This is a genomic window from Lysinibacillus sp. LZ02 (assembly GCF_050613145.1).
Lineage (GTDB): Bacteria > Bacillota > Bacilli > Bacillales_A > Planococcaceae > Lysinibacillus_B.
On sequence record NZ_CP192507.1, the window covers coordinates 3,571,238 to 3,595,906 of the forward strand.

The 24,669-nt window shown below is 39.8% G+C and carries 22 protein-coding genes; 6 read left to right on the forward strand and 16 right to left on the reverse strand.

Features of this window, described 5'->3' with window-relative positions; genetic code table 11:
• Positions 1–138: 138 nt before the first annotated feature.
• The 8 genes from ACQQ2I_RS17360 to ACQQ2I_RS17395 form a co-directional block, all read right to left on the reverse strand.
• Complete coding sequence (locus tag ACQQ2I_RS17360; RefSeq protein ID WP_431028008.1) at positions 139–3,216, reverse strand: AAA family ATPase; 3,078 nt, start codon at positions 3,214–3,216, stop codon at positions 139–141.
• Complete coding sequence (locus ACQQ2I_RS17365) at positions 3,213–4,382, reverse strand: exonuclease SbcCD subunit D (protein ID WP_431028009.1); 1,170 nt, start codon at positions 4,380–4,382, stop codon at positions 3,213–3,215. Before ACQQ2I_RS17365 ends, ACQQ2I_RS17360 begins: the two co-directional genes overlap by 4 nt.
• A 231-nt stretch (positions 4,383–4,613) precedes the next feature.
• Positions 4,614–5,477: an SGNH/GDSL hydrolase family protein gene (locus ACQQ2I_RS17370; protein WP_431028011.1), complete on the reverse strand. Its 864-nt coding sequence runs from the start codon at positions 5,475–5,477 to the stop codon at positions 4,614–4,616.
• Positions 5,478–5,510: 33 nt separating this feature from the next.
• Positions 5,511–6,740, reverse strand: a complete 1,230-nt coding sequence (locus ACQQ2I_RS17375; RefSeq protein ID WP_431028012.1) for an aminopeptidase — start codon at positions 6,738–6,740, stop codon at positions 5,511–5,513.
• 3 nt (positions 6,741–6,743) lie between these two features.
• Positions 6,744–7,955, reverse strand: coding sequence for a DEAD/DEAH box helicase (locus ACQQ2I_RS17380; RefSeq protein ID WP_431028013.1), 1,212 nt, complete (start codon positions 7,953–7,955; stop codon positions 6,744–6,746).
• 84 nt (positions 7,956–8,039) lie between these two features.
• Positions 8,040–8,732 (reverse strand): aspartate/glutamate racemase family protein, encoded by a 693-nt coding sequence (locus tag ACQQ2I_RS17385; protein WP_431028014.1) that lies wholly within the window; start codon positions 8,730–8,732, stop codon positions 8,040–8,042.
• Positions 8,733–9,962 (reverse strand): ATP-grasp domain-containing protein, encoded by a 1,230-nt coding sequence (locus tag ACQQ2I_RS17390; protein ID WP_431028015.1) that lies wholly within the window; start codon positions 9,960–9,962, stop codon positions 8,733–8,735.
• Positions 9,963–10,124: 162 nt separating this feature from the next.
• Positions 10,125–11,306: an acetyl-CoA C-acetyltransferase gene (locus ACQQ2I_RS17395; protein ID WP_431028016.1), complete on the reverse strand. Its 1,182-nt coding sequence runs from the start codon at positions 11,304–11,306 to the stop codon at positions 10,125–10,127.
• Positions 11,307–11,663: 357 nt separating this feature from the next.
• On the opposite strand from ACQQ2I_RS17395, the gene ACQQ2I_RS17400 reads away from it, so the two are divergent.
• Entirely contained in the window at positions 11,664–12,263 is a 600-nt protein-coding gene (locus ACQQ2I_RS17400; protein WP_431028017.1) for a metallophosphoesterase family protein, read from the forward strand.
• Positions 12,264–12,281: 18 nt separating this feature from the next.
• On the opposite strand, the gene ACQQ2I_RS17405 is transcribed toward ACQQ2I_RS17400, so the two are convergent.
• The 4 genes from ACQQ2I_RS17405 to ACQQ2I_RS17420 all read right to left on the reverse strand — a co-directional run bounded on the left by ACQQ2I_RS17405 (position 12,282) and on the right by ACQQ2I_RS17420 (position 16,349).
• Positions 12,282–13,154, reverse strand: a complete 873-nt coding sequence (locus ACQQ2I_RS17405) for a radical SAM/SPASM domain-containing protein (RefSeq protein ID WP_431028018.1) — start codon at positions 13,152–13,154, stop codon at positions 12,282–12,284.
• A gap of 264 nt (positions 13,155–13,418) precedes the next feature.
• The gene (locus tag ACQQ2I_RS17410) at positions 13,419–14,327 is read right to left on the reverse strand and encodes an NlpC/P60 family protein (protein WP_431028019.1); all 909 of its coding nucleotides are present in this window, start codon (positions 14,325–14,327) and stop codon (positions 13,419–13,421) included.
• A complete protein-coding gene (locus tag ACQQ2I_RS17415; protein ID WP_431030546.1) occupies positions 14,320–15,414 on the reverse strand; it encodes a dipeptide epimerase in 1,095 nt (364 codons plus the stop codon). The genes ACQQ2I_RS17410 and ACQQ2I_RS17415 overlap by 8 nt, the downstream gene beginning before the upstream one ends.
• Before the next feature lie 11 nt (positions 15,415–15,425).
• Positions 15,426–16,349 carry a S66 peptidase family protein gene (locus ACQQ2I_RS17420; RefSeq protein ID WP_431028020.1) on the reverse strand — a complete coding sequence of 308 codons (924 nt, stop codon included), beginning with the start codon at positions 16,347–16,349 and terminating at the stop codon, positions 15,426–15,428.
• Positions 16,350–16,614: 265 nt separating this feature from the next.
• Here ACQQ2I_RS17420 and ACQQ2I_RS17425 point away from each other — a divergent pair, with 265 nt between their 5' ends.
• The 4 genes from ACQQ2I_RS17425 to ACQQ2I_RS17440 all read left to right on the forward strand — a co-directional run bounded on the left by ACQQ2I_RS17425 (position 16,615) and on the right by ACQQ2I_RS17440 (position 19,534).
• Complete coding sequence (locus tag ACQQ2I_RS17425; protein WP_431028021.1) at positions 16,615–16,842, forward strand: spore coat associated protein CotJA; 228 nt, start codon at positions 16,615–16,617, stop codon at positions 16,840–16,842.
• On the forward strand, positions 16,835–17,098 hold the full coding sequence (locus ACQQ2I_RS17430) for a spore coat protein CotJB (RefSeq protein ID WP_431028022.1): 264 nt from the start codon (positions 16,835–16,837) through the stop codon (positions 17,096–17,098). Before ACQQ2I_RS17425 ends, ACQQ2I_RS17430 begins: the two co-directional genes overlap by 8 nt.
• A gap of 28 nt (positions 17,099–17,126) precedes the next feature.
• On the forward strand, positions 17,127–17,696 hold the full coding sequence (locus tag ACQQ2I_RS17435) for a manganese catalase family protein (protein ID WP_431028023.1): 570 nt from the start codon (positions 17,127–17,129) through the stop codon (positions 17,694–17,696).
• Positions 17,697–17,863: 167 nt separating this feature from the next.
• The gene (locus tag ACQQ2I_RS17440) at positions 17,864–19,534 is read left to right on the forward strand and encodes a ribonuclease J (protein WP_431028024.1); all 1,671 of its coding nucleotides are present in this window, start codon (positions 17,864–17,866) and stop codon (positions 19,532–19,534) included.
• 33 nt (positions 19,535–19,567) lie between these two features.
• Here ACQQ2I_RS17440 and ACQQ2I_RS17445 read toward each other — a convergent pair whose 3' ends face one another.
• Entirely contained in the window at positions 19,568–20,632 is a 1,065-nt protein-coding gene (locus ACQQ2I_RS17445) for an LLM class flavin-dependent oxidoreductase (RefSeq protein WP_431028025.1), read from the reverse strand.
• A gap of 139 nt (positions 20,633–20,771) precedes the next feature.
• On the opposite strand from ACQQ2I_RS17445, the gene ACQQ2I_RS17450 reads away from it, so the two are divergent.
• Positions 20,772–20,990 (forward strand): hypothetical protein, encoded by a 219-nt coding sequence (locus ACQQ2I_RS17450; RefSeq protein ID WP_431028026.1) that lies wholly within the window; start codon positions 20,772–20,774, stop codon positions 20,988–20,990.
• A gap of 66 nt (positions 20,991–21,056) precedes the next feature.
• Here ACQQ2I_RS17450 and ACQQ2I_RS17455 read toward each other — a convergent pair whose 3' ends face one another.
• The 3 genes from ACQQ2I_RS17455 to ACQQ2I_RS17465 all read right to left on the reverse strand — a co-directional run bounded on the left by ACQQ2I_RS17455 (position 21,057) and on the right by ACQQ2I_RS17465 (position 24,663).
• Positions 21,057–22,331, reverse strand: coding sequence for a methyl-accepting chemotaxis protein (locus ACQQ2I_RS17455; protein WP_431028028.1), 1,275 nt, complete (start codon positions 22,329–22,331; stop codon positions 21,057–21,059).
• Between the two features lie 135 nt (positions 22,332–22,466).
• The gene (locus ACQQ2I_RS17460) at positions 22,467–22,961 is read right to left on the reverse strand and encodes a DUF1456 family protein (protein WP_431028029.1); all 495 of its coding nucleotides are present in this window, start codon (positions 22,959–22,961) and stop codon (positions 22,467–22,469) included.
• Positions 22,962–23,190: 229 nt separating this feature from the next.
• Positions 23,191–24,663 carry a sodium:solute symporter family protein gene (locus ACQQ2I_RS17465; RefSeq protein WP_431028030.1) on the reverse strand — a complete coding sequence of 491 codons (1,473 nt, stop codon included), beginning with the start codon at positions 24,661–24,663 and terminating at the stop codon, positions 23,191–23,193.
• Positions 24,664–24,669 lie beyond the last annotated feature (6 nt).

The window sequence follows — 24,669 nt, forward strand, 5'->3', positions numbered from 1 at the left end:
ATACTGCTTTGCTTACCTCGTTCGTTTTGTATAACAAGCGCTTTCAAGATAGTGTGAGCATTTGCTACTTGTAAGTTACTATCTAAAATTTTTTAGATAGCATTGGGATGAAGACGTACACTTTTCTTCTTACATTTACTACTTCAATATAATCTTCGTACGACTATACCCTTCTTTCTGCTTGATAACTTCTAAAATTGCTGGCATAGCATCTTTTAGTTCTGCTACGTGTGAAATAACACCGACCATACGTCCGGATTTTTGTAATTCGATTAATGTATCAATTGCCCGCATTAACGATTCTTCATCAAGCGAACCAAAGCCTTCATCGATAAACATCGTGTCGATACGTACATTACCTTGGAAGCTTTGAATGACGTCTGCCATACCAAGCGCTAAGCATAGGGAGGCATTAAATTTCTCTCCACCTGATAACGTTTTTACGTCACGCGCTTGCCCCGTATAGCTATCATATACATCTAAGCTTAAACCACTTTGACGTCCATGGGATTCTTGTCGATCTGAACATTCAAGGCGGAATTGTCCGTTGGATAAATGGTCTAAACGAATATTAGCCGCTTCTGTAATCTGTTCTAAATACCCCATCTGTACATAGCGTTCAAATGAAATACGAGGCTCATTTTTTCCGCGCAATACATCATAAAGTTGCACAATTTCACCTGAAATTTTCTCAAGCTGATCAATTTCCCCTGCTACATCGGTAAGCTTTTCTGCATAATAATCGCAGTGCGTTGCATACTCCTTTGTTTTATTTAATAGGTTAAATGCTTGTTCATACGCTTCTTTTAATGTGCCCAGTTGTGCTCGCATAGCTTCTACATCCACTCGTTCTGTTCCTTGCAGTGCTTGTTCTTCTGCTTGTACAAATTCTGTTAATGCATGATATTCTTTTGTGAACTGTAAATATTGCTGTTGCAATGTCGCCATCTGTATATCTGTTCGTAATGCTAATTTGAATGCTTCTCCATTCACAAATTTTGCTTGAACAATCGCTTCCTGTAGCCTCATTTGATCATCAGCACATTTTTTGATTAAGCCGATTTTACGTTCATTTGTATGCTTAATTGCCTCTTGTACTTTTACGACATTCGTATGGGCTAATTCATAGTGTTGTTCTGCATCCTTTAACGCTTTTTGTAGCAGTTGCAATTCTTTCTCCGTTTTTTCATAGGCTGCAATTACTTGTGTCAGTGTTTGGAGCTCAGAAGGGATTGTACGCTGTTTCTCCATTAAAATCGTTTGTTGTTGCAGTAAAATGCGCTGCGCTTCTTCATGCTTCGTACGTAACTGAGCAAGCTCGTTTTCACACTGCTCCATCGCTTGCGTTGTCTGCTTTACTTGTGTTCTTAATCGGGCAAGCTCTTCATTTTTGCGCTGTAACACTTGTAGCGCATCAACTGTTGCTGCGTACTGCTCTTTATACATCGTCTCTTTTGTTAAATCAACAGCTGAGTCCATTAGCTCTTTCTGTAAATCATTGAACTGAGATTTAGCAGCTTCAAGTTTCCCGCTAATAATCGATTGCTGTTGTTGAGCAGCCACTACTGCCTCTTTTGCTTGTTGCAATGCCGTTTTATCAATTGCTTCCGTATCATTTATACATAAATTAGGATGCTCTATACTGCCACAAACTGGACAAGCTTCTCCCGGAACAAGCGTTAAGGCTAATTCATACGCACGATTGTGAATCCATTTTTGCTCCTGCTCCTCATATGATTGACTAGCGGCTTCATAGTAGGCAGTTGCCGTTTCTGTGTCTGCTTGTAGGAGTTGGATATTTGCATGTGCTTTATTTAATTTTGTAAAAGCATTCGTAATTTCTTTCAGCTGCTGTTCTCTAGCAAGTATTTCCGGAAGTTCAGCTACCTGTTTCTCTATCGCTTCCATCATTTCAGCATGTGCGGCTAATGCGCCTTTGTATTTTTCATAAAGAGCCTTCACGTTCGTCATTTCTTCATTTAGCTGTTCAACATTTCTTTGTGATGTCGGTATCTTTTTGATGAGTATATCGATTTCTTGATAAACAGGCTTTATTTTTTCCAGTGCATTCATTTCATTGATTCGTTTTGTACGCTCAGGCTCGCGGGCTTGCTCCATTTTTAAATCATGATCTGCCTGCGCGAATGCTGTTTCCAATTGCTGACGTTGCTTCTCGTAACCTTCTAGCTTTTCAGTTGCATCTGCTAGCTCTTTTGCCGTTGTACCGTACGTATTGTAAAGTGGTAAAATGCTAGAAGCTTTTACAGCTGCTTCGTACTCTCTTTTCTTTTCTTCAAATAACGGGCGTTCATTTTCCTTTTGTGCTAATTGCATTCGCTTTGTTTGTAACACGTGAATCCGCTCATTTAGCTTTTCACTTTCAATACACTTCGCTTGCATGTCATTGTGCGCTTGAAAACTTTTCATGTAATATGTTTCATCTACTGTTGCCTTTTGTTCATAATAAACCTTTTCTTCTTCAAGGGCTTGCAAGATTTGATAAACATTTGCCTGATTTTGCAGACGCTCAAACAATAAAGAATCCCTAGGTGGCAGTGCCCCTGCAATTTGATCAATATACTGATTGCGCATCGCTTTTGCCATTTTAGCTTGCGCTTCCGCCGCTTGCTTTTTATCCTCTAACTTTTTAGCGATTTCACCATAGTGTTCTGTTTTAAAAATTTTACGTAAAATAACTTCCTTATTTTCCGTTTGAGAAGTGAGTAATTTACGAAACTCACCTTGAGGAAGCATAATAATTTGATTAAATTGGTCGTATGTTAAACCGATAATTTCTTCTATTTTTGTATTGATTTCTTTCGCTTTTTGACGCTCAACTATTTTTAGCGCTTCACCATTTGGACCCATTTCAAAAAATGCATAATCTTCCCCTGTTGCTGTTTTACGTCCTTTTTTTACATGGGGAAGCTGTCTCAATATGTGATATATCCGTCCCTTCACTTCAAACAACAGCTCCACCGCTGTATGCACATTATCATCCGCAAATTGACTGCGCATTGATTTATGATCTTTACGATCAGAGCCGCTGCCGCTCCCATATAACGCAAATGCAATGCCATCAAAAATCGTCGTTTTTCCCGCACCTGTTTTCCCTGAAATAACAAATAACCGATGATTTTCAAGCTTTGTAAAATCAATGACTTCTTCGCCTTTGTATGGACCGAATGCACGCATCGTTAATTTGAGTGGCTTCATTTCACAGTAACCTCCTGACTTTCACGTTTTTCAGCAAGTAGTTCTTCTAGCGCTTCTGTAAATAATTGTTGCATCATTTCACTTGGTTCCTGCTTTGTCACTTCTTCATAAAACGCTTTAAATAAAGTAAAATCGTCTAACTGTTCTCGTTTTATAACTTCTTTTTCATCTTTCGTAACCGTATGGAGCGTTTTGCGTTCCACATGCATAGCATTTTTATAAACCGTCCGAACTTGCTCCATCGCATTTACTACTGGTGTCGGATCTATTAAACGGACAAATACATAGTCGTCGCTTTCAGGATGACGTAAAATTTGCTGCATGTCCCCTTCCACAATACGTAACTCTCTTCGGGGCGCGAGCTTACGTTTCTCTACTTGAACAGAGCCGTCCGCAGCTAAATCTACTATATAAAAACCTTTTTCATGTTGCGCTTCAGACAGCGAATACTTTAACGGTGAGCCGGCGTAACGAATCGTTTCATTTAAAACATAGTGGGCCTTATGTAAATGTCCTAATGCTGTATAGTGAAATGGCTCAAAATGCTCTGCTCTTACACATTCAGACCCGCCAATAGCAAGTGGGCGCTCTGAATCACTTGTATTCACCGCCTCCTCTCCGTATGGGGTGATGAAAGCATGGGCTATTGCAACATGACGGACACCCGGTTTCATACCCTTTTTAATGTGCCGGGTTATCGCTTGCATGGCATCATCACAAGTCGATATCGAATCATCTGCAAACAATTGTCGGACAATGCTTGGCTCAGCAAACGGAATGAGATGGAAATGAACTTCACCATGCTCGTCCATTAATACGACAGGCTTTACATCTGCTCTCATCTCACCAGCTAAATAAAGTCCTGATTCCTTCATTAATTTACTACCAAATTGCAGGCGAGTCGGACTGTCGTGGTTACCAGCAATCACGATGACAGGTATGCCACGTTTTAATACAATGTCAGCTAATGTATCATCGAGCAAATCAACCGCATCGACAGGGGGAATCGCACGATCATATAAGTCTCCTGCAATAATGATGACATCTGGCTTTTCTGCATCAATTGCTTGGATAAATTGATTTAAAATATAACGCTGATCTTCTGTCATATAAACACCTTGCACAATCTTCCCTAAATGCCAGTCTGCTGTATGAAAAATTTTCATTCTACCGCCTCCTTATAAAATCATCCATATACTTGTATTATTACATTAAATATACTACAAACGAACACAAAAATAAAACGTACGTTCTGTTTTATTGATAAGAAAAACACCTCAAAAAAGTACCCGAGATGTTCATTATATTAGTAATTTGGTGCCATTTCACCTTTTGTGATAGCTTCCATATGATGGCATGCTATTGTTATCGGAATTCTTCTAAAAAACGACTCTTTCCTACAAAAAGAGTCGCTTAAATCGGTCGTAGCCATAGTACACCACATATTGTTCAATCGGCTTTACCGCTACTTGTTCTTCGTTTGTCTGCTGTTGCTGTTGCATTTGTAAAATTTCTTGGAATGTGAGCGGGTTTGGTTCCGGTAGTTGAGTCGTACTCATTGGCATGACACCTAGCTTCTCTAACAGCGCATTCGCCATAACCCGATACCCTTCCATATTCGGATGTACATCTGCTACATTTGGTAAATAGCGACTCGTCTCGCCACTGAACGCTACATCCACAAACTGCGCACCATATGCACTCGCGACAGTTGCTAAAATTTCATTTAACAGATGTAACTGTTGTTTTACCCCTACCGCTTGTTCTGCATGTACACTGACATAAGGAAAATAATACCCCATGACATAAACATCTGCATTTGGTGCTACTTCATTTACATGCTTTAATAGCTCTATATAATCTTCACGCGCTTTATTTAATGCAAAATTAACAGAGAGCTGTGAAAAGCTCATTGTGCCGTTTTGTGGATTGTGAGCCATAAGAGGCAATAAGTTATTGGCACCAGCTGAAATGGTGATGATTGTCGCATCACGTAAAAGCGTATCAGCTTCTTCTGTTTGTACCCGCTCTAGTACATCCCCTACCGAGTAGCCAGGAAACGCTAGCTGTTTTGTAAATGACTGGAGTTGACCAGCGCGCATGAGTTGCATCGCAATAAAATCAGTATATCCTGCATCAATTTCTGAATACGGCGTTTGTCCTGCTGCCAGGGAATCACCGAGTGCAACGTAGATTTCTTTCGCTGAAGCACTCGATGTAAACAGAAAAGATGCAAGGAGACATATAACAAGCTTTTTCACCTTACATCTCTCCTATTCCATAGTGTTTTTTTATTAAAATGCCCAGTTACCTTTACGGAAAATCGGCTCCATTGTACCGTCCGCTAACTCACCATCGATATCCATTTCGCCGCTACCAATCATGAAATCCTCATGTGTAATCGATGTATTAATGCCCAGTGCCTCAAGCTGCCCTTGTCCCAGCTCACGTCCACCTTCATAACAAGTTGGATAGGCTTCCCCAATCGCTAAATGGTTTGATGCATTTTCATCAAACAGTGTGTTGTAATATAAAATATTAGATGAAGAAATAGGCGATTCATGTGGTACAAGTGCTACTTCTCCTAAATAACTTGACCCTTCATCGGTAGTAATGAGCTGTTGTAGTAAATCATTGCCTACTTCTGCATGTGCCTTAACAATTTTCCCTTTTTCAAATGTTAATGTGAACTGGTCAATAATATTGCCTTTGTATGCAAGCGGCTTTGTATTCGACACAGTACCATTCACACCGTATTTCGCTGGCATTGTGTATACTTCTTCCGTTGGCATATTCGCAATAAACGTTGTCCCTTGTGGCGTTTTGCTACCACCTGTTAACCATAAATGTTTTTCCGGAAGCTCAATTGTTACGTTTGTACCTGGTGCCTTATAGTGAAGCTTTTTATATCGTTTTTTATTCAGCTCAGCTGCGCGTTTTTCTAAATTTTCGACATGCTTACGCCATGCTTCTACAGCATCTCCTTCGCCGATACGAACGGTTTTGAAAATAGCATCCCATAATGCATCTACTTGCTCGTTTTCCGGTAAATGCGGGAATACTTTCGCTGCCCATTTTGCAGAAGGAACTGCAATAATCGACCAAGCGATATCATCGTTCATGACTGCTTTTCGGTAGTTCACAAGTGCTGTACCTGCTGCTTTTTGCTGGGTAGTAATTTTCTCTACTTCAATCCCTGCAAGTAAATCTGGGTCCGCAGCATCAATCCATAACAGTGCCCCGCCACGTTCGATTAATTCTTCACGCTGTGCCACAACCCATTTTGGAAACTTCTCAAGCTCTTCAACGGTTGTATTTTCAAAAAATGCACGTTCAAAAACAGCATCTGTTAAGTTAACATGGACACGTCCTGCACCAGCTTCATACGCTTTTTTGACAACTTCTCTTGCAAATTCTAATGTATCCGTAGAAGTATTAATTAAAAGATATTGCCCTTGTTGAATATTGACGCCCACTTTTACAGCTAATTCTGCAAATGCCGCTAATTTTTCCCCAAAAGTCATATACTATTGCTCCTTTTTAAATACTCTTTTTGGTTTCCCACTTTTCGATTGATACGGTTTCTTGTTGTCTTTCTTTGGTGCTTGTTCGATTGTCTTCGCGTTCCCTTCGATTAATTCACCTTGCGTCCAAATTTTTTGAACTGGTTTGCCTGGGATTTCACGTGTCCATTTTTTATATGTTTTTTCATCTTTATACGACAGTAATGTTAATACTTCTCCATCGGCCCCTGCACGACCTGTACGACCTGAACGGTGTAAATATTGCTCAATCGTACGCGGTACATCAACATGAATAACATGTGTCAGACCAGCGATATCTAAACCACGCGCTGCAATATCTGTTGCGATTAAAATGCGTGCTTCTCCTTTACGAAAAGCATCTAGCGCTTTTTTACGCTCTTCTTTTTTCATATCGGAATGCAGCGTAACAATTGGTGCTTCCTTGTATTTTAGCTTTGTTTCTTTCATTAATACTTGATCGATATTGTTCACGAACGCTAAGCCGCGCAATCCTTCAAGGTTGGCTAAACGGCGTAATAAATCCGTTTTATCACGCTCTTCTACCTTGACAAAGGAATGAATCACTTTACCGACCTTCACCATATCTTCTGGCTTAATTTTAATGCGTACTGGATCGAACATCATGCGCTCTGCAACGATTTCAATTTCTTCTGTAATCGTAGCTGATACGACGACAACCTGACGTCCCCATGCAGCACCGTCTATAAATGATTTCACGACTACTCGGTATTCACGGCTCAGTAGCTGATCACACTCGTCTAATACAACGGTTTCAATTTCTTTTAGCTTAAGCTTTCCTGCACGCGCTAATTCATTTAGACGACCTGGTGTCCCTACAACAATCGTTGGCTTTTTCTTTAGCTTTTCAATTTGGCGTGCTGAGTTGGCACCACCAATTAATTGTTGTACGGTAATATCCGTCCCCTCTGTCCACTCACGAATCACTTCGACAATTTGCATCGCAAGTTCCTGTGAAGGGGCAACGATTAATGCTTGTGTTTGTTTTTTTGTGCCATCTACTTTATTTAAAATGGGTAATACATAAGCAAGTGTTTTTCCTGAACCTGTCGGTGATTCTGCGACAATATCTTTCCCATCAAGCATCGCTGGAATCATTTCTTGCTGAATCTTCATCTCTGATTCGAATGACCATTTTTTTTGCCATGTTTCGTTTAATAATTGTATAGCTGACATTGTTTTTACCTACCTCTTTTATACTTGCCTTTAGTGTACCATATAAACGATAAAAAAGACCTGTCTTAAACGACAGGTCTACGATTACGAATTGATTTCATAGCCACATGCTACAATGGCTGCTTCTGCTAACACAACGAGTGAATCAATATATTGTGTGCTTAATTTTAAATCCCGATTCACGATGGAGAGTTCTGTACACCCTAAAATAATGCGGTCACAGTCGGTCATCACCGCTTCAATTGGCGCCCATAGCTCAGGGGGTACATCTCGCCCGGCTTTTACATAATCGTAAATCACCGCCATCACTTGCTGCTGGATATGTGCATTGGGTACAACAGGTGTAATCCCTTGCTCCTCAAGCGCGGTTTGATACATGTTGGAAGCCAGTGTACCATCTGTTGCTAAAATACCTACACGATTTGCGCCTAGCTCTCTTGCACGTTTCGCTGTTTCACGAATCATATGGAGTACCGGTACAGATGTTGCTTCTTGCATTTCCCGATAAAACGTATGGGCAGTATTACAAGGAATACAAATAACACCTGCTCCATACTCCGCAAGCTTTTTTGCATCACGCTGTAAATACGGGATTGGATTTTCTTTCGTGTCATCTAAAATATATGCCGTCCGATCTGGAATCGATGTATCATTATCGATAATTGTATGGACATGTTCTTGGTCCTTATTAGCTTTTGTACGACGCACAATCATTTCGCCAATAAGCATCGTCGCAAGTGGGCCAACCCCACCTATAATACCTAATGTTTTCTTCATTTACTCTGACAAACCTTTATTATTGAAATATTTCTTATACTTGCGATAGTAATTCAAACTATTTAACGTTAATTTAGACCAACGCTTCATATTCATATCTTGCTTGAAGAATAGAGAGTTTGTATACTTACCTTCACGAATCAAACTTTTCGCTTTTAACTTCAGCTTTTCATTTGATGCGTATTTGAATAAAACGCCTTTTGGAATAATCATCCATAAATGCTCGTTATCTGCATATGTTAAATTTTGCTTAATATCAAGCATATGGTCATCGGCTACATATTTCATTAAATTATAGCCAGCTGCTGTTACATAGTAGCTTGAGCGGCCATTACGTAAGTTAATTTCAAAGAGCTTGTACTTTTTATCACGCACGTCGTATTTCATATCGAAGTTCGCAAAGCCTGTATAGCCGATGTCTTCTAAGAAGAAGCGCACTTGATCCATTAGCTCTTTATCATACGTTGTCACGATGGCTGCATAACTACCGATTCCTTCTGGAGAGTGTTCCTCTAAAATCGGGTTCCCTAAACACATTAACTTCACTTTGCCGTCTTTCCCAACATACGCATTTAATACACGCATATACGAATCATCACCTGGGATAAACTCCTGTACGATCATCGTATCTTGATATGTTGAGCTATAAATAGCTTTTAAAATCGCAGTTTTCTCCGCTTCATCATGCGCAACGAATACTTTCTTTTTCCCTGGGAATGAACATGCCCAGTATTCCACTGAATTCGATGCCTTAATAATAATCGGATACTCAAATGGCGGTGTGAATGTTTCGTAATCTTGAGCTGTCACCGTTGTTGTACCTGGATATTTGAATTGATACTTCTCACACATTTTATAAAAGTTTTCTTTTAGTAAAATTTCATCCATTAATGATTCATCAATATATGGTACAGTGAACCATTGTTGTAGTGCCGGTTTGTTTTTAATAATGAGCTTCGCATAATCATCACCACATGCTAATAATAGCAGCTGTTTATTCGGGAATTGAGCAGCGACCTTTTCCATTGCCCCTACAAATACCTCTTGCGTGTTTAATTGATCAATTTGTTGGAAATTTAAAATGCGGCTATCTTGTGTAGCCGTTAAATGTGAACGACCTAGCACTAATGGTTTTAATCCATATGCTTCATAAAAAGCACGTGCCATGCCGTATGCATTCATATCTGAACCTAGTAATATTGGTAAAAATGGTTGTTCTTTTACTACCATTATCTATTCAACTCGCTTTAGTTTAATTTCGTTAATGTTTAGTTTATCATATTTTGTGTAGTGGTCACACGGAAAGTCCCGCAAATTTTTGATAGATTTCTCGTTCATTTACACAATAAAAAACTAGCATAATCAATCATTTGACTACGCTAGTTTTTTAGATTAAACCGCTTCAATAATTAATGCAATTCCTTGTCCGCCACCGATGCAAAGACTGGCTGCCGCATATTTACCCCCACGGCGTTTTAGCTCGTATGCAGCACTCAAAATTACACGTGTACCACTTGCACCAACTGGATGACCGAGAGCAATCGCACCGCCGTTGACATTTGTCTTCTCACGGTCTAAACCGAGTGCTTTTTCAACTGCCAAATATTGTGCAGCGAATGCTTCATTGACTTCTACTACATCTAAATCTTCTATTTTTAAATTCGCACGCTCTAATGCTTGTTTCATCGCTGGCACTGGACCAATCCCCATAATCGTTGGATCTACCCCGGCTACTCCCCACGATACGATACGTGCAATTGGCTTTAAATTATGCTCTTGTACAAACTGGTCACTCGCTACAACAACAGATGCCGCACCGTCGTTAATACCCGATGCATTCGCAGCGGTTACAGTACCGTCTTTTTTAAACGCTGGTCGAAGCTTGGCAAGTGACGCCATCGTACCATCTTCTTTAATATGTTCATCTGTATCAATGGCCGTTTCACCTTTACGTGTTTTCACTGTAACAGGCACAATTTCTTCTTTAAATTTCCCTGCATCACGGGCTACCACTGCACGCGCGTTCGAAAGTAGCGCAAATGCATCTTGCTCCTCGCGTGAAATTTCATACTGCTCCGCTAATTTTTCAGCTGTCATGCCCATACCGTTCCCTGTGTACTGGTCCGTTAATGTTGCTGTCAACATGTCGGTAAATTGCAAGTCCCCCATTTTCGCTCCAGCAAAACGCTGTGTAAAATTCGAATATGGTGATTGCGACATATTTTCTGCCCCACCGGCTAATACGACATTCGCTTCGCCAAGTAAAATTTGTTGGGCTGCTGTCACGACCGATTGCATACCTGAACCACATAAACGATTTTGTGTTAATGCTGGTACTTCCTGCGGTACACCTGCGTATAGTCCGATATGACGCGCTAAGTAAGATGAATTTGCACCTGTTGTAATTACTCCCCCATAGACAACATGGTCAATTTGCTCTGGGGTAACACCCGAACGTTTTAATGCTTCTACTGCTGTTGCTGTTCCGAGTTGTACAGCATCTACTCCTGCAAATGAACCGCCAAATGCTGTAAAGGCTGTTCTTGCTCCATCTACGATATATACATTTGTCATTTTCCTATCCCCTTTGTTTCAATGTTTTGTGACGGTCTTAACGTATGTTTGAGTACTTTTCCAGATGCATTACGTGGCAACTGATCGAAAGTCACCCTTAATCAGAAAAGTGTACAAAACGAAAACTCCTTTTCCTTAGCCATGCCTACTAATTTTTTAAGCCTTGTATTTCAAAATCTTTTTGGAAATAATCCTTTTCATAATTTCAGCTGTCCTTCTGAAACCAGAAAATTCAAACCTATTAATATTTTAACAATTCAGGAAGTTTAATAGCAATGAAAATTCATAACACTTTACAATGAGACTTGATTTTTAACAATAATTTTTTTTACTATTAATGAAGGAAACGGAGGATTAATGATGCAATACGCACTACTTGGTGATTTACACTCACACTATAAAAATACAAAGGCTGTTTTAAAGCATATCGAAGAAATAGCACCGAATGCACAAATGATCGGCCTTGGCGATTTATATGAATGCATAATTGGGAAACGAAAAGCCGTTGCATTAACCGAGCATGTCCCACTCGATCAAGCCGCTATTATTAAAAAGAAATTTACTGAACTGCTGACATTTCCATCGATTATCGGCAATCAAGAAGAACGTATTGCTTTCGTTACAGGCATACAACAATTTTTGAATTATGAAGAAAAGATTGTCATTGAAAATGCGACGCTCATGCATGGACATCAGTTTGAATGGAGCGAGCATTTCGAACCAACCTTCCCTTCCTATGAAACACCTTTATTATTTTTTGGACATAGTCATCGTGCTGCTATCTACATAAACGGCATTCGGACAAAAATCGAATACAATCAACCAATGTATGTCGGCGACCAAACATACGAAATCAATGTGGGGGCCGTTGTAGAATCACGCGATTGGTGTTTATATGATAGCGAACAAATGACGGTTACATTTCTGCAAGCACAAAAAAACGATTCGAGCAACTAACTCGAATCGTTTTTTTAATCACCCGAACTTTTGGCGATATCCACATTTACGGCATAGCTCTTCCACCGCTTCACGGCGCGAAAAACCATCTACTAAATTATTTGCTCGCTCGCTTTCAACAATTTCTGAAAACGACTGTTCATTCACATTGCCTAAATCAATGACCCCTTCACCGTCTAAACAACAAGGTACGACTGTTCCATCCACTAAAATAGCAGCTTGGCTACGAAGCGCATGGCAAAAGCCTTTCCCTGTGTATTCAGGCTCTAGTAAGCTTGGCCATTTAAACTCATGGTCTTGGTTTAAATAAATATTCGGTGCAATTTTTACACCTTTCCCTGGCTCTACACGCTCTTCAATTTTAAACGGTAAGTTATATTCTTGTTCGAGAATTTCTAGCGTCTCTACATTTTTACGACGATCCGTCTCTGTCTGATCGTCACGTTGTAAATTCCATAAGCGATACGAGAAAATGACGTTATGCTCACGTGCTTCGCGTACAAAATCTAAAATATCCTCTAAATATTTCTCGCGATTTTCTGACCCTTCATGCCCGTCAAAACTGTGTAACGAGAAGTTCATTTGACGAAGTGCTGGCTTGCCTAGTAATTTTTCACGTTGCTTTTTAATGAGTGTCCCGTTCGTTGTAATATTCACTTTAAAGCCACGCTCATGTGCCGCGTCTAATAGCTGATCAATACGTGGGTGCAGTAACGGTTCCCCCTTTACATGCAAGTAAATATATTTTGTATGCGGACGAATTTGATCTAAAATCTTTTCGAATTGTTCTACTTTAATAAGCCCTTTTGCACGTTGCGTAGGCGGGCAAAAACTACAAGCTAAATTACACACACTCGTAATTTCGATATAAACTTTCTTAAATGTTTTCAAAACTGATTCACCTTATCTTTTCTTTTAACTCTATCTATTCTAACACTTTACATCGCTTTATAGCTCGCTGTTTGCATTTTCAATTGATAAAAGAAAAACCACAATCCGCAATTAAGACTGTGGTGTAGTGATATGAATCTACTATTTATATAAATGACAAGCAACAAAGTGACCTGGCTCTTTCTTGATTGTTCTTCCCCTCAATCAAAATATCTCTTTAAGTTTTGAACAGATACTAACACTTCTTTCTCCATACTCTTCCCCCTAGAGGTAACGCCTAACCTGTACAATTTCTTGATCAAGCTGATGCCCTTGCAGGTGAATTACTTCTACTTTGCCTCCCGCAATGGATGTATGTAACAGGCGATTTTTCCCTATATAAATTCCTACATGCCTTACTCGCCCTTCACCATTCGAGGCAAAAAACAATAAATCGCCCACTTGCCAAGCGGCTCTGTTCTCTAGGCTTACTTTTTGTCCACCTTTTGCTTGATCACTTGCATCTCTCGGAATCTTATAACCACAAGCCTTCATGGCGTTATAAGTTAGTCCTGAACAATCATAGCCGTATGAAGACATACCTGCCCAAAAATAAGGAATATCTAAAAACTTTAACATTTCCTCCGCAAAGGCTTGTGCCGTTTTCTTTGGAAAGGCGAATTTGTTAGTCGTAAAATCAACCGCTGCTTTCAATACTTTTCCTTGTCCATGAGGAATCGCTACCGTATAGGAATTGCTCTCTTCTGAAAGCACCGGTAACATTGTATTAAATGACAAAACGAGTAACGGTAACCCTCCTTGATCATAGAGTTGGGTGCGTGGCTCTTTCACTCTCATATAGCCGATTGCCTCTCGCTCCACTTTTTCCTTTAATTGAGCAATTGGTATCCATCCCGGATAACCGTTATTTACATCGCGATATGGCTGTTCAACCGCTCTCACTTTTGCCCATTCGCCCTGAATAGTATCTACTTCAAGTAGTTCTCCGTATAAGACTTGTGTATGAAGACGATTTTCACGGCATAGTGCATCACGTTCTTTTTTTGTCATCTCATCAATCCAATTAAAAATCGAAACTGGATTAGAAATGGCATGTTTATCAATTTCCCGCACCATGTTTGGATTAGACCAAATGGATGCCACAGATACTGCACATACATATTGTTCAGCCATGTAGAGTTCCTCCCTTTATGCCCCGAATGCCTAACCCGCTATCCTCTGGGAACGTGATAACACGTCCATTGTATTGAATACCGCCATCAATTGTTTCTTCGGCAAGCATTAATGGTGCATCAAAATCATAGCGCGTAATATTGCGCTGACTAGCTGCAAAATGAGCTGCGGCACATACGCCGATTTTTGTCTCAATCATGCTCCCTACCATACATTCCACCCCATACGCTTCTGCCATCTTATTCATTTTGTATGCTTTATAAATGCCCCCTGACTTCATGAGCTTTAAATTCACTAAGTCTGCGGCGCGCATTGCCAAAATACGCTTTAGATCATCTGGTGAAAAGACAGATTCATCTGCCATAATAGGCGTATACGTATGATTTGTAACGTATTTTAACCCCTCAAAATCATATCTAATAACGGGCTGCTCAATCAGTTCGATTTCTAGTCCCGCATCCTCCATTTGGCGAATGGCTCTGACAGCTTCCTTTGCTTCCCATCCTTGATTCGCATCAAGGCGTAGTTTGATTTGATTACCTACACGCTCGCGGATTGCTTTGATACGTGTGATATCTGTCCCGATATCGCCGATGCCTACTTTTATTTTGAGTACATCAAATCCATTGGCAACATAGCTTTCGGCATCATCTGCCATTTCGTTTGGTTCATTCACACTAACGGTAAAGTCTGTTTCTATTGTGTCTCGGTAACCGCCTAAATAATGAAATAACGGCTGGTTGATTTGTTTTGCAAGTAAATCAAAGATGGCCATATCTAATGCCGCCTTAGCACTTGTATTACCAATAATGGTTTCATGGAGAACCGTAAATACTCGCTCTGAATGCATTAAATCTTTTCCAATTAATACAGGCGCTAATATATGGTCAATGGTATGTTTAATACTAACGAGGGTTTCCCCTGTAATAACATGTGTCGGTGGTGCCTCCCCGTACCCTTTTTTTCCGGCCTCATCTGTTACAACCACATAAATTGATTGAGCTGTTGTCACGGTTCGTAGTGCTGTTTTAAATGGCTTTATTAAAGGTACAGCGACTTCAAACGTTTCAATCGATTGAATTTTCATCATCCCACTCCCTACTCGACACCTGGTGAGAGGCGTAGCGTTTTACTATAGGTATCTAACTCCCCTTCAACCCCTAACGGAATCGCAAAATGCGGCTGACAATGCCCCATTTTAAAGCCTTTCATAACAGGATATGGTCGGTCTTTGAAATAATCGTCCAGCACTTCCTCTAATGTCAATGAAGGCTTATCCCCCGTTGATAAAGCATCTGCAAAATCACCAATGACTACGCCAGCTAACCTCTCTAGCTTATTTGCTTGGCGCAGTTGATTTAGCATACCGTCCACGCGATATGGTTCCTCGCCAATATCTTCAATTAATAAAATTTTGTCACTTGTTTCGATCTCGAATTTTGTCCCAATGCTTTGAACTAATAATGATAAATTCCCGCCTACCACTTCTGCTTTCGTTGTGCCTTGACTAAGTACCGCTAGCTCGCTTATTTTTTCATCATATACAAGTGGTGTTGGTTCAAATAACTGTTCAAACATTTTAGCTGACAGTTCCGCAAAATCAGCGCTAGCCACATCGGATGTGAGCATCGGTCCATGGAACGTAACTAAGTTGGACAATTGACCAAAGGATGTATGCAAAAACGTAATGTCAGAGTACCCCCAAAATACTTTTGGATTATTTCGAATGAGTTCAAAATCAATCTTGTCTGTCATTCTTGCTGCGCCGTAACCACCCCGAGAGCAAATAATCCCGTTTATCTCTGGATTTGCAAACATATTATGAAGATCTGCTAAACGCTCTTCATCCTTCCCAGCTAAATACCCCCATCGATTACTCGCATGCTGCCCAAGCTTATAATTTAATCCGAGCTTTTCTAAAAAAAGAATAGCCTTTTCCATTTGCCCATCTCGGAATGGTCCAGATGGAGAAATAATGCCGATTGTATCTCCCTTTTTTAATCTTTTTGGCTTTTGTCTCACCTTTCATCCCCCTTTTAATGGAAATTTCTACGTGAACAGACTTTGGAAGCGTCACGAGGAGCTAGCATTGGAGCGGAAAGTAACAGTTATTTAAATAGGAATATATGTTTAAATATTTATGTATTATGAGTTAATTATGTATATTTACACAATGCTTTACTAATTCCGGCAGCAAGGGATAATGATTAAATATTGATTTATTGTATTAATCTTCACATTTTACTCATACACTTTGAATAATGTGTAAAACAGGAAGGAGGATTTTTTGTTTACACAGTATAAATATTGGAAGCCTTATATTAGCCCGTTTGATCCATGTAAGCCTATACGGATTAAAAGCTATGCAACACCTCCACAACTATACATCGGTTTTCAGCCAGTCGGACTTGCACAATTTCACTCTCCACAACTAGCTTTAAGGCATGGGACACTTTGGCCTCAGCTCTACAGCCCTTATCCAGCTCCCCAAAAAGGGGGGACGAAAAATGAATAAGAAAATGCCCCCAGAATTTTATAAACTACTCGAAGAAATTCAAGCGATTGATTTTGTATTAGTCGAATTAACCCTCTACTTAGACACACACCCTCATGATTTCGAATCGATTAAACAATTTAATGAAACTGCCCAAAAAAGTATGGAATTAAAGGTTCACTTTGAACAACAATTTGGACCGCTTATGAATTTTGGGAGAAGTTTCTCTAATTATCCTTGGAATTGGATTGATACACCGTGGCCATGGCAAGTGTAAATCTCATCATCGAGGGGGAAAAACGTCTTTGTGGTATTACGAAAAAAAGCTACAATACCCTGTGAAAGTAAGTGAATGTAATCCAAGGTTAGCGAAGTATTTAGTGGAACAATACGGGGGAGCTGATGGGGAATTAGCAGCTGCCCTCAGGTACATGAATCAACGTTACACCATTCCTGATAAGGTTATTGGTCTTTTAACAGATATCGCAACGGAGGAATTTTCCCACTTAGAAATGATTGCGACCATGATTTATAAGCTGACGAAAGATGCCACGCCTGAACAATTAAAAGAAGCAGGTCTTGGTGATCATTATGTCGCACATGACTCAGCTCTTTTTTATAATAATGCCTCGGGTGTACCATTTACAGCTGCTTATATCCAGGCAAAAGGTGACCCAATCGCCGATTTATACGAGGATATTGCCGCGGAGGAAAAAGCACGTGCCACATATCAGTGGATCATCGATATGTCAGATGATGTAGATTTAAATGACAGCTTAAAATTCCTGCGAGAACGAGAAATCGTCCACTCCCTCCGGTTTAGAGAAGCTGTCGAAATGTTAAAAGACGACCGCGATACGAAAAAGATATTTTAGTGATTACTATGCCATCTTCGAACGATTCGAAGGTGGATTTTTTTCATTCATTCACAAAACGTATTAATTCCCTATGAACTTTTCATTCCTTTGTATAGAGCTAAAAATTCAAAGTAATACTAAAGAGTATTGTAGCAAATACAGTTCGAACTAAAGGAGGAATAAATGTGACGAATCATGATAATGCATTATCTATTTTAGCTTTAGGCGGAATAAATGAAATTGGGAAAAATATGTATGTTGTGCAGTATGGAAATGATCTTGTCCTCGTTGATTGTGGTGCGAAATTTGCTGACTACCACATACTAGGTGTTGATTTAATTATTCCAGACGTTTTTTATTTACAAGAGCATCGAGAAAAAATTAAAGCATTAATTGTGACACATGGACATGAGGATCATATCGGTGGCATTCCTTATTTTTTAAAGAAGATGAACATCCCTATTTATGCTACACGTTTTACGCTCGGATTAATCGAACTAAAATTAAAAGAGCATAAAATTTTACGGGAATCAACGCTTCATGAAATTAACGCAGATACCCATTTAACGTTTGGGGAGATGGATGTGAGCTTCTTTAAAGTCAGTCATAGTATTCCTGATTGTTTAGGCATTGTGTTTCATACACCAGAAGGAAAGGTCATTCATACAGGCGATTTTAAATTTGATTTAACACCTGTAAACGAGCAATATTCAGACATTCATAAAATGGCTAAAATCGGTGAAGAAGGTGTACTTGCCTTAATATCCGAAAGTACAAATGCTGAGCGCCCTGGATTGACCCCATCTGAACAGCTTGTTGGTGGTCATCTTGAAGAAGCTTTTCTAAAAGCACAAGGAAAAGGGAAAATTTTCATTTCGACATTTGCCTCCAATGTCAATCGTGTGCAGCAAGTGGTCGCTGCCTGCTTGAAAACGAATCGTAAGCTTGCACTGCTTGGTCGAAGTATGGTCAATGTCGTACATGTGGCGAGAGAGCGAGGCTATTTAGATATCCCTGATTGGATGATGGTCGATGCACGTGATATCCATCAACTCCCTTCTGAACGAATCGCCATTTTATGTACGGGGAGCCAGGGGGAACCACTTGCCGCGCTTGCTCGACTTTCAACCGGTAGCAATCGAGATGTTAAAATTCATCCTGGTGATACAGTCATTTTGGCTGCTTCCCCAATACCAGGAAACGAAAAAGATGTCTCACGTATCGTGGATAATTTGTTCCAATTAGGAGCACATGTCATTTACGGCTCTTCAAGCATTACCGGTATGCACGTTTCTGGACACGGTTATCAAGAGGATTTAAAGCTCATGTTAACACTTATGAAGCCAAAATATTTCATCCCAATTCACGGGGAATATAGAATGCTTCATCAACACCGTTTATTAGCTGAATCAGTCGGTGTAGAAAAAGGGCATACATTCATTATTAATAATGGTGATATTGTCGATATTCAAAACGGTGTAGCACGACAAACGCGTAAAACAGTCGCTGGAGATACGTATGTCGACGGTTACGGCATCGGTGAAGTAGGACAAGTCGTACTTCGTGACCGGAAGCAGCTATCTGAGGATGGGATGCTCGTCATTGTCATAACCATTAGTAAGCTAGACGGCTCACTCATTTCTGATCCTGATACAATTTCTCGTGGATTTGTCTATGCAAAGGATGCAGAGGATTTGATTAACAATATTAATACGCTCGTCAAAGAAAGTATTGACCGTTTTAAGGAAGCCAATCCTTTTGCGATGAAGCAAGCAGTCAAAAAAGCAGTTGGTCAATATGTATTTACCCATACAAAGCGAAAGCCCATGCTCTTGCCGCTTATCATTGAAATTTAAAACACAGGGGGATGTTCTCCTCCTGTGTTTTATTTAATCTGCACCATTATGTTCTTCTTTTTCCCATCGCTCAATTTCTTCTCGAACGATTGGTGCAACTTCTTTTCCTAGTAGCTCAATGGATCTCATCACATCTTCATGTGGCATGGAACCAACTGGACAGTGAAGCATAAAGCGTGTGATGCCTACCTGTTTACGAAGGAAGATAATTTTTTCTGCTACGGTTTTTACGTCCCCAACATATAGCGCCCCTTCTAGGCTACGTGCGTCTTCAAATGTTTCGCGTGTATAAGGTCCCCAACCTCGTTCTCTCCCTAAAGCATTCATCACAGCTTGTGTTGGCGGGAAGAATTTTTCAACAGCTATCTCGGTACTATCTGCGATAAAACCGTGTGAGTGCGTGGCAACTGTTAGCTTTGAAATATCATGTCCTGCTTTCTTAGCCGCTTTATAATATAGTTTGACAAGCGATGCAAATCGTAATGGACTGCCACCAATAATGGCCAAAGCAAGCGGTAAGCCAAGAGCGCCTGCACGTACAACAGACTGCGGCGTACCACCACTTGCAATCCAAATCGGTAAAGAATCCTGTACGGGACGTGGATACACCCCTCGGTTGTGAATGGCGGGACGATGCTTGCCACTCCAATGAACGATTTCAGATTCTCTTATTTTTAATAACAGGTCTAATTTTTCATCAAATAATGTATCATAATCTTTTAAATCATAGCCAAACAACGGGAACGATTCGATAAAAGAGCCTCGCCCTGCCATAATTTCCGCACGTCCATTTGACAGTGCATCAACCGTTGAAAACTCTTGAAATACTCTTACTGGATCATCTGAAGATAGTACGGTCACCGCGCTTGTTAGCCTAATACGTTTCGTCAGCGGTGCAGCAGCGGCAAGTAATACAGCTGGTGTTGAGCAGGCATAATCTTCTCGGTGATGCTCACCAACACCATACACATCTAACCCCACTTCGTCGGCCAATACTATTTCTTCAAGTACTTCTCGAATACGTTCAGCATGGCTAATCGTTTTCCCTGTGTTTACATCTGGCGTCGTTTCAACAAATGTCGTTAAACCAATCTCCATTCCAATCTCCTCCTGCATATATATATTGCCTTACCGTTATCATAACGAGTTCAGCTAAATTTGTCCTTTTTATGATATTTCTTTAATAGCTCATAAAATGTTCTATGTTGCGCACATTACACTTAGGAGGTGAACAGCCATGAGTAAAAATAATAAGAGAACAATCAATACACGTACGCACAATCCATATGGTCTATATAAAAGCACAGACTTAGATGACACAAATAGCAATAACAATAACCCTAACGACAATTTAAACGAAGAATTCGCTGCTGAATTTGATGCGAAGGCAAAAAATAAAGATAATAAAACAAACCATGATAAAAACCAGCAGTCCAATAAAAATGAAAACAAGTAGCTACACAAACATGAAAAGCGACACAAAAGATAAAATCATTCTGTGCCGCTTTCCCTCCATCTTTCATTATTTCACCTTGAACGTGTTAGCTAAACCTAGTAACGCTTCTGATACTTCTGATAATTTCTCTGATGATCGTTCGATTTCTTTCATTGCATTCAATTGTCCTGCTGAAGAATGTACTACGGATTCTGCCATATTTTGCGATTGATTCGTAGTTAATGTTGAGTTTTGCTCCATTTCCCTCATGGCTTTTTCCATATGGATGGTGCTCGCTTTTATTTGTTCTATTTTACATGCCACTGTAGAAAAATGAGTCGTGACATTCTGTATCCTGTCTGTTATTTCATGAAAGACAGATTCCGTTTCATGAAATTGCATGAGGCCTTCCTTTAAGGCTTTTGTGCCATCATCAATTGAAGAAACAGCATGTTCAGATTGTAGTTGAACTTCTTCTATCGTTTTCGTAATTTCTCCCGCCGCTTTTGAAGACTGTTCTGCTAGCTTTCTCACTTCATCTGCTACAATCGCAAACCCTTTCCCGTGTTCGCCGGCTCGTGCTGCTTCAATCGCTGCATTGAGTGCGAGTAAATGCGTTTGTTCTGCAATGGCATGAATGATATGAACGGCTCTACCGATTTCAGCCATTTGGTTTTCAAATGTTTTAATGACATTGGCAGTTAACTCAATTTGTTGCTGCATCTCCGTCATCTTGATTTCCGTTTCAGCAACAATTTGGGTACCATTAGCCGCTTTTTTGCTTGTCTCGTCCGCCAGTTTTGTCCCTTGATTCACAGTTGTAGACACTTCATTCATCTCAACTGTACTTTGAATCGCAAAATGCAACGCCTGCTTTACATGTTCCGATTGTAAATCTTCACATGCAGCCACTTGCTTCGTTGCTACTAAAATTTGTTCAAGCGCAAGCTTACTTTGTTTAATGGCCTCTTTTAATTCATCGGAGGAGACTGCAACATCCGACGAACTATTTTGCACGTTTCTCACCATGTTACGCAGATTTTGTATGACCTGTTCAAAGCTCGCCGCTAATAGACCGATATCATCTTTTGATTGAATCGTCATGTCTACTGTTAAATCACCTGTTGAAACAGGTTCTACTAACTTCCTCATCTTCCCTAACACACGACTAATGACAAGCTTATAAATCAAATAATTAAAAATACCTACTAGTAAACCCGCGATAATACAGCTTAGGGAAAAGAGCAATTTCTTTCCTTCCCCAACTTCAACAAATAGTTCAGCAAATATGGGGAAAATAATCCCCATCATAATCCCTAACGATAAAAAACTATACAAAATCCTTTTTTCATAACTTATCATGGTTTTCGTTACACCCACTTTACATCAAAAATCATCTATTTTGATTATACCGTTTACTGAAATATTTGTATTTACACTTTTAGGAATTGTGGTATAGAAAAAAGCGATACAGTCTATGCCGTATCGCTTTATACACTATCCTCTGTATTTCATTGTCAAACCTTTTAAGAAACAACGTGCGAAGCGATCGCCACATTCCTTGTAGTTTTTATGACCCGTGTTGCGTAAAATAGCACCGATTTCTCCTTTGGATACCGTTACGCCACCTTCATACAAAAGGTCTAGTACATCTTCGCTCGTTAGCTGTAAGGCAATCTTTACTTTCTTTAACAGCATGTTATTGGCACTTTCCTTACCTGTTACCGGCACCGGACCCGCTACATTGCCCTCTTTATCTTTTTGCGGTCCACGCTTAAATGTAATAAAGCCATTTAAAAACGCCTCGAGCATTTTATTATTTACTTTAACAAAGTTTTCGGGTGCTTCCTCATCTTCTCTTACTTTGATGAGCATGTTAAGCACCTCTTCTTTTGTGACGTTCATGCCCCCCAGCTTAAAAATATCTACCATGTCGATATTTTTAATATCCAGTGCATAGCGTAAGCGAATTAATATATCATTATTTGTCATATAAAAACCTCCTGTACTATCGTGCTATTTCAAGATAAAACCTAACACTCATTCATCGTATTTAAATAATTAACCGTCATTCTGTTAAACAGTATTTTATTCTAAGTGAAAATACATCAATTCACAAGCATTGATATTTATAGACCCTACATAAAAGTCAGCAAATATCAATTTTCAATAAAAAATGACGAGATCTATACGTTTATAGTCTCTCGCCATTTTCATTATATTATTTACTTTCTACATTATCTAATGCTTTATTTTTTTCAACCCTGTGCATTTCTAGTACATGTTCAGTAGGAGGAACAAGTAAGCTAACTACAACGATTGTAATCCCTGAAATCACAACGCCTGAGAAAACAGGGGCTAACCATAGTTCATGCAGTAATCCTATAAACCCTTCTGATTGTATAGGAAGCGCAGGAACCGATGTCAATGAAGTGACTATGTAATAAATGAGCCCTACGGATATACTGGCCCAAACAGCAGGTGTACTCACTCGCTTCCAAAATGGTCCTAATACAATCGGCCAAAAAATCGTTACGAAAATGATATCCCATGCTAAATAAGCTAAATCGATTACCTTTTGGAAGCTAACTGCTAATACTAAGCCTAACAAAGCACTTGAAAGAATTACGAGTCTCGAAAAACGTAATAACGTTTTAGGGTTTGGATTGGGGTTAATAAAATCTAAATAAATATTTTTCGTTACAATGCCTGAAGTAGCAACATAACATGCCGCAACTGTTGACATCCCCATCGCTGCCATCGCCGTTAAGAAAATGGCGGCTATAAGGGGCGGAAAGTAGCCCTGTGCAAAAGCTAGCATCAATATTTCTGGATTATCGCTATTTGGATAAATTGTTCTGAATGCCTCACCTAGCATTCCAGGAATCCAGCTAATTGCAATAATAACAGCACCAGCAATCATCATACTACGCTGTGCTACCTTTGGACTTTTCGCTGCGGCAACCCGTTGTCCCAAATCCACTGCTGGAATATCGCCAAGCGCTAGCACAAGGTATAACGACCAGAATTCTACTCCCGCCTTATTGAATAATTCACTAATATTCCACCATTCCGGATTAAATGTAATATCAGGATAGTAAAATAAAACAAAAATAGTAATACCTAAAATACCAGCAATCGCAAGTGCACCTTGTACAATCTCAGTATAAGCTACTGCCCATAGTCCACCGATTACTGAATATAATACGGTTAAAGAAACGAATAATAACGCGGCCGGAAGAAAATCGATTTGCAGTAATTGCTGAATAATATACGTTCCGCCAACTGTTAATGCGGCTGCATTGAAAACACCGAATGCAATGGCCATTACAATACCTGTGTAAGCACCTAATTTTTTGCTACCGTATCTCAGTCCATAGTAATCTGCTAGAGTCCAACCTTTTAATCTTCTAAGTGGCTTCGTCCAAATGAGTCCACCTAAAATCATACATGTGCCTAATCCACCCATTGTGGCTGACCCTTCAAAACCGCCACTTGTATAACCTGATCCAACAGCAGCAAAAAAGAATGGTGCCGCTAATAATGCAGCAATTAAACTTCCTGTAACAACAGATAATGGCATACTCCAGCCTGCAACAATTAAGTCTTCTGCTGTTTGTACACGTTTGTAGCCTTTATAACCTACATAATAAATAAAAATTAGATATAGGCTGAATACGATAATATTTAACATTTGAAT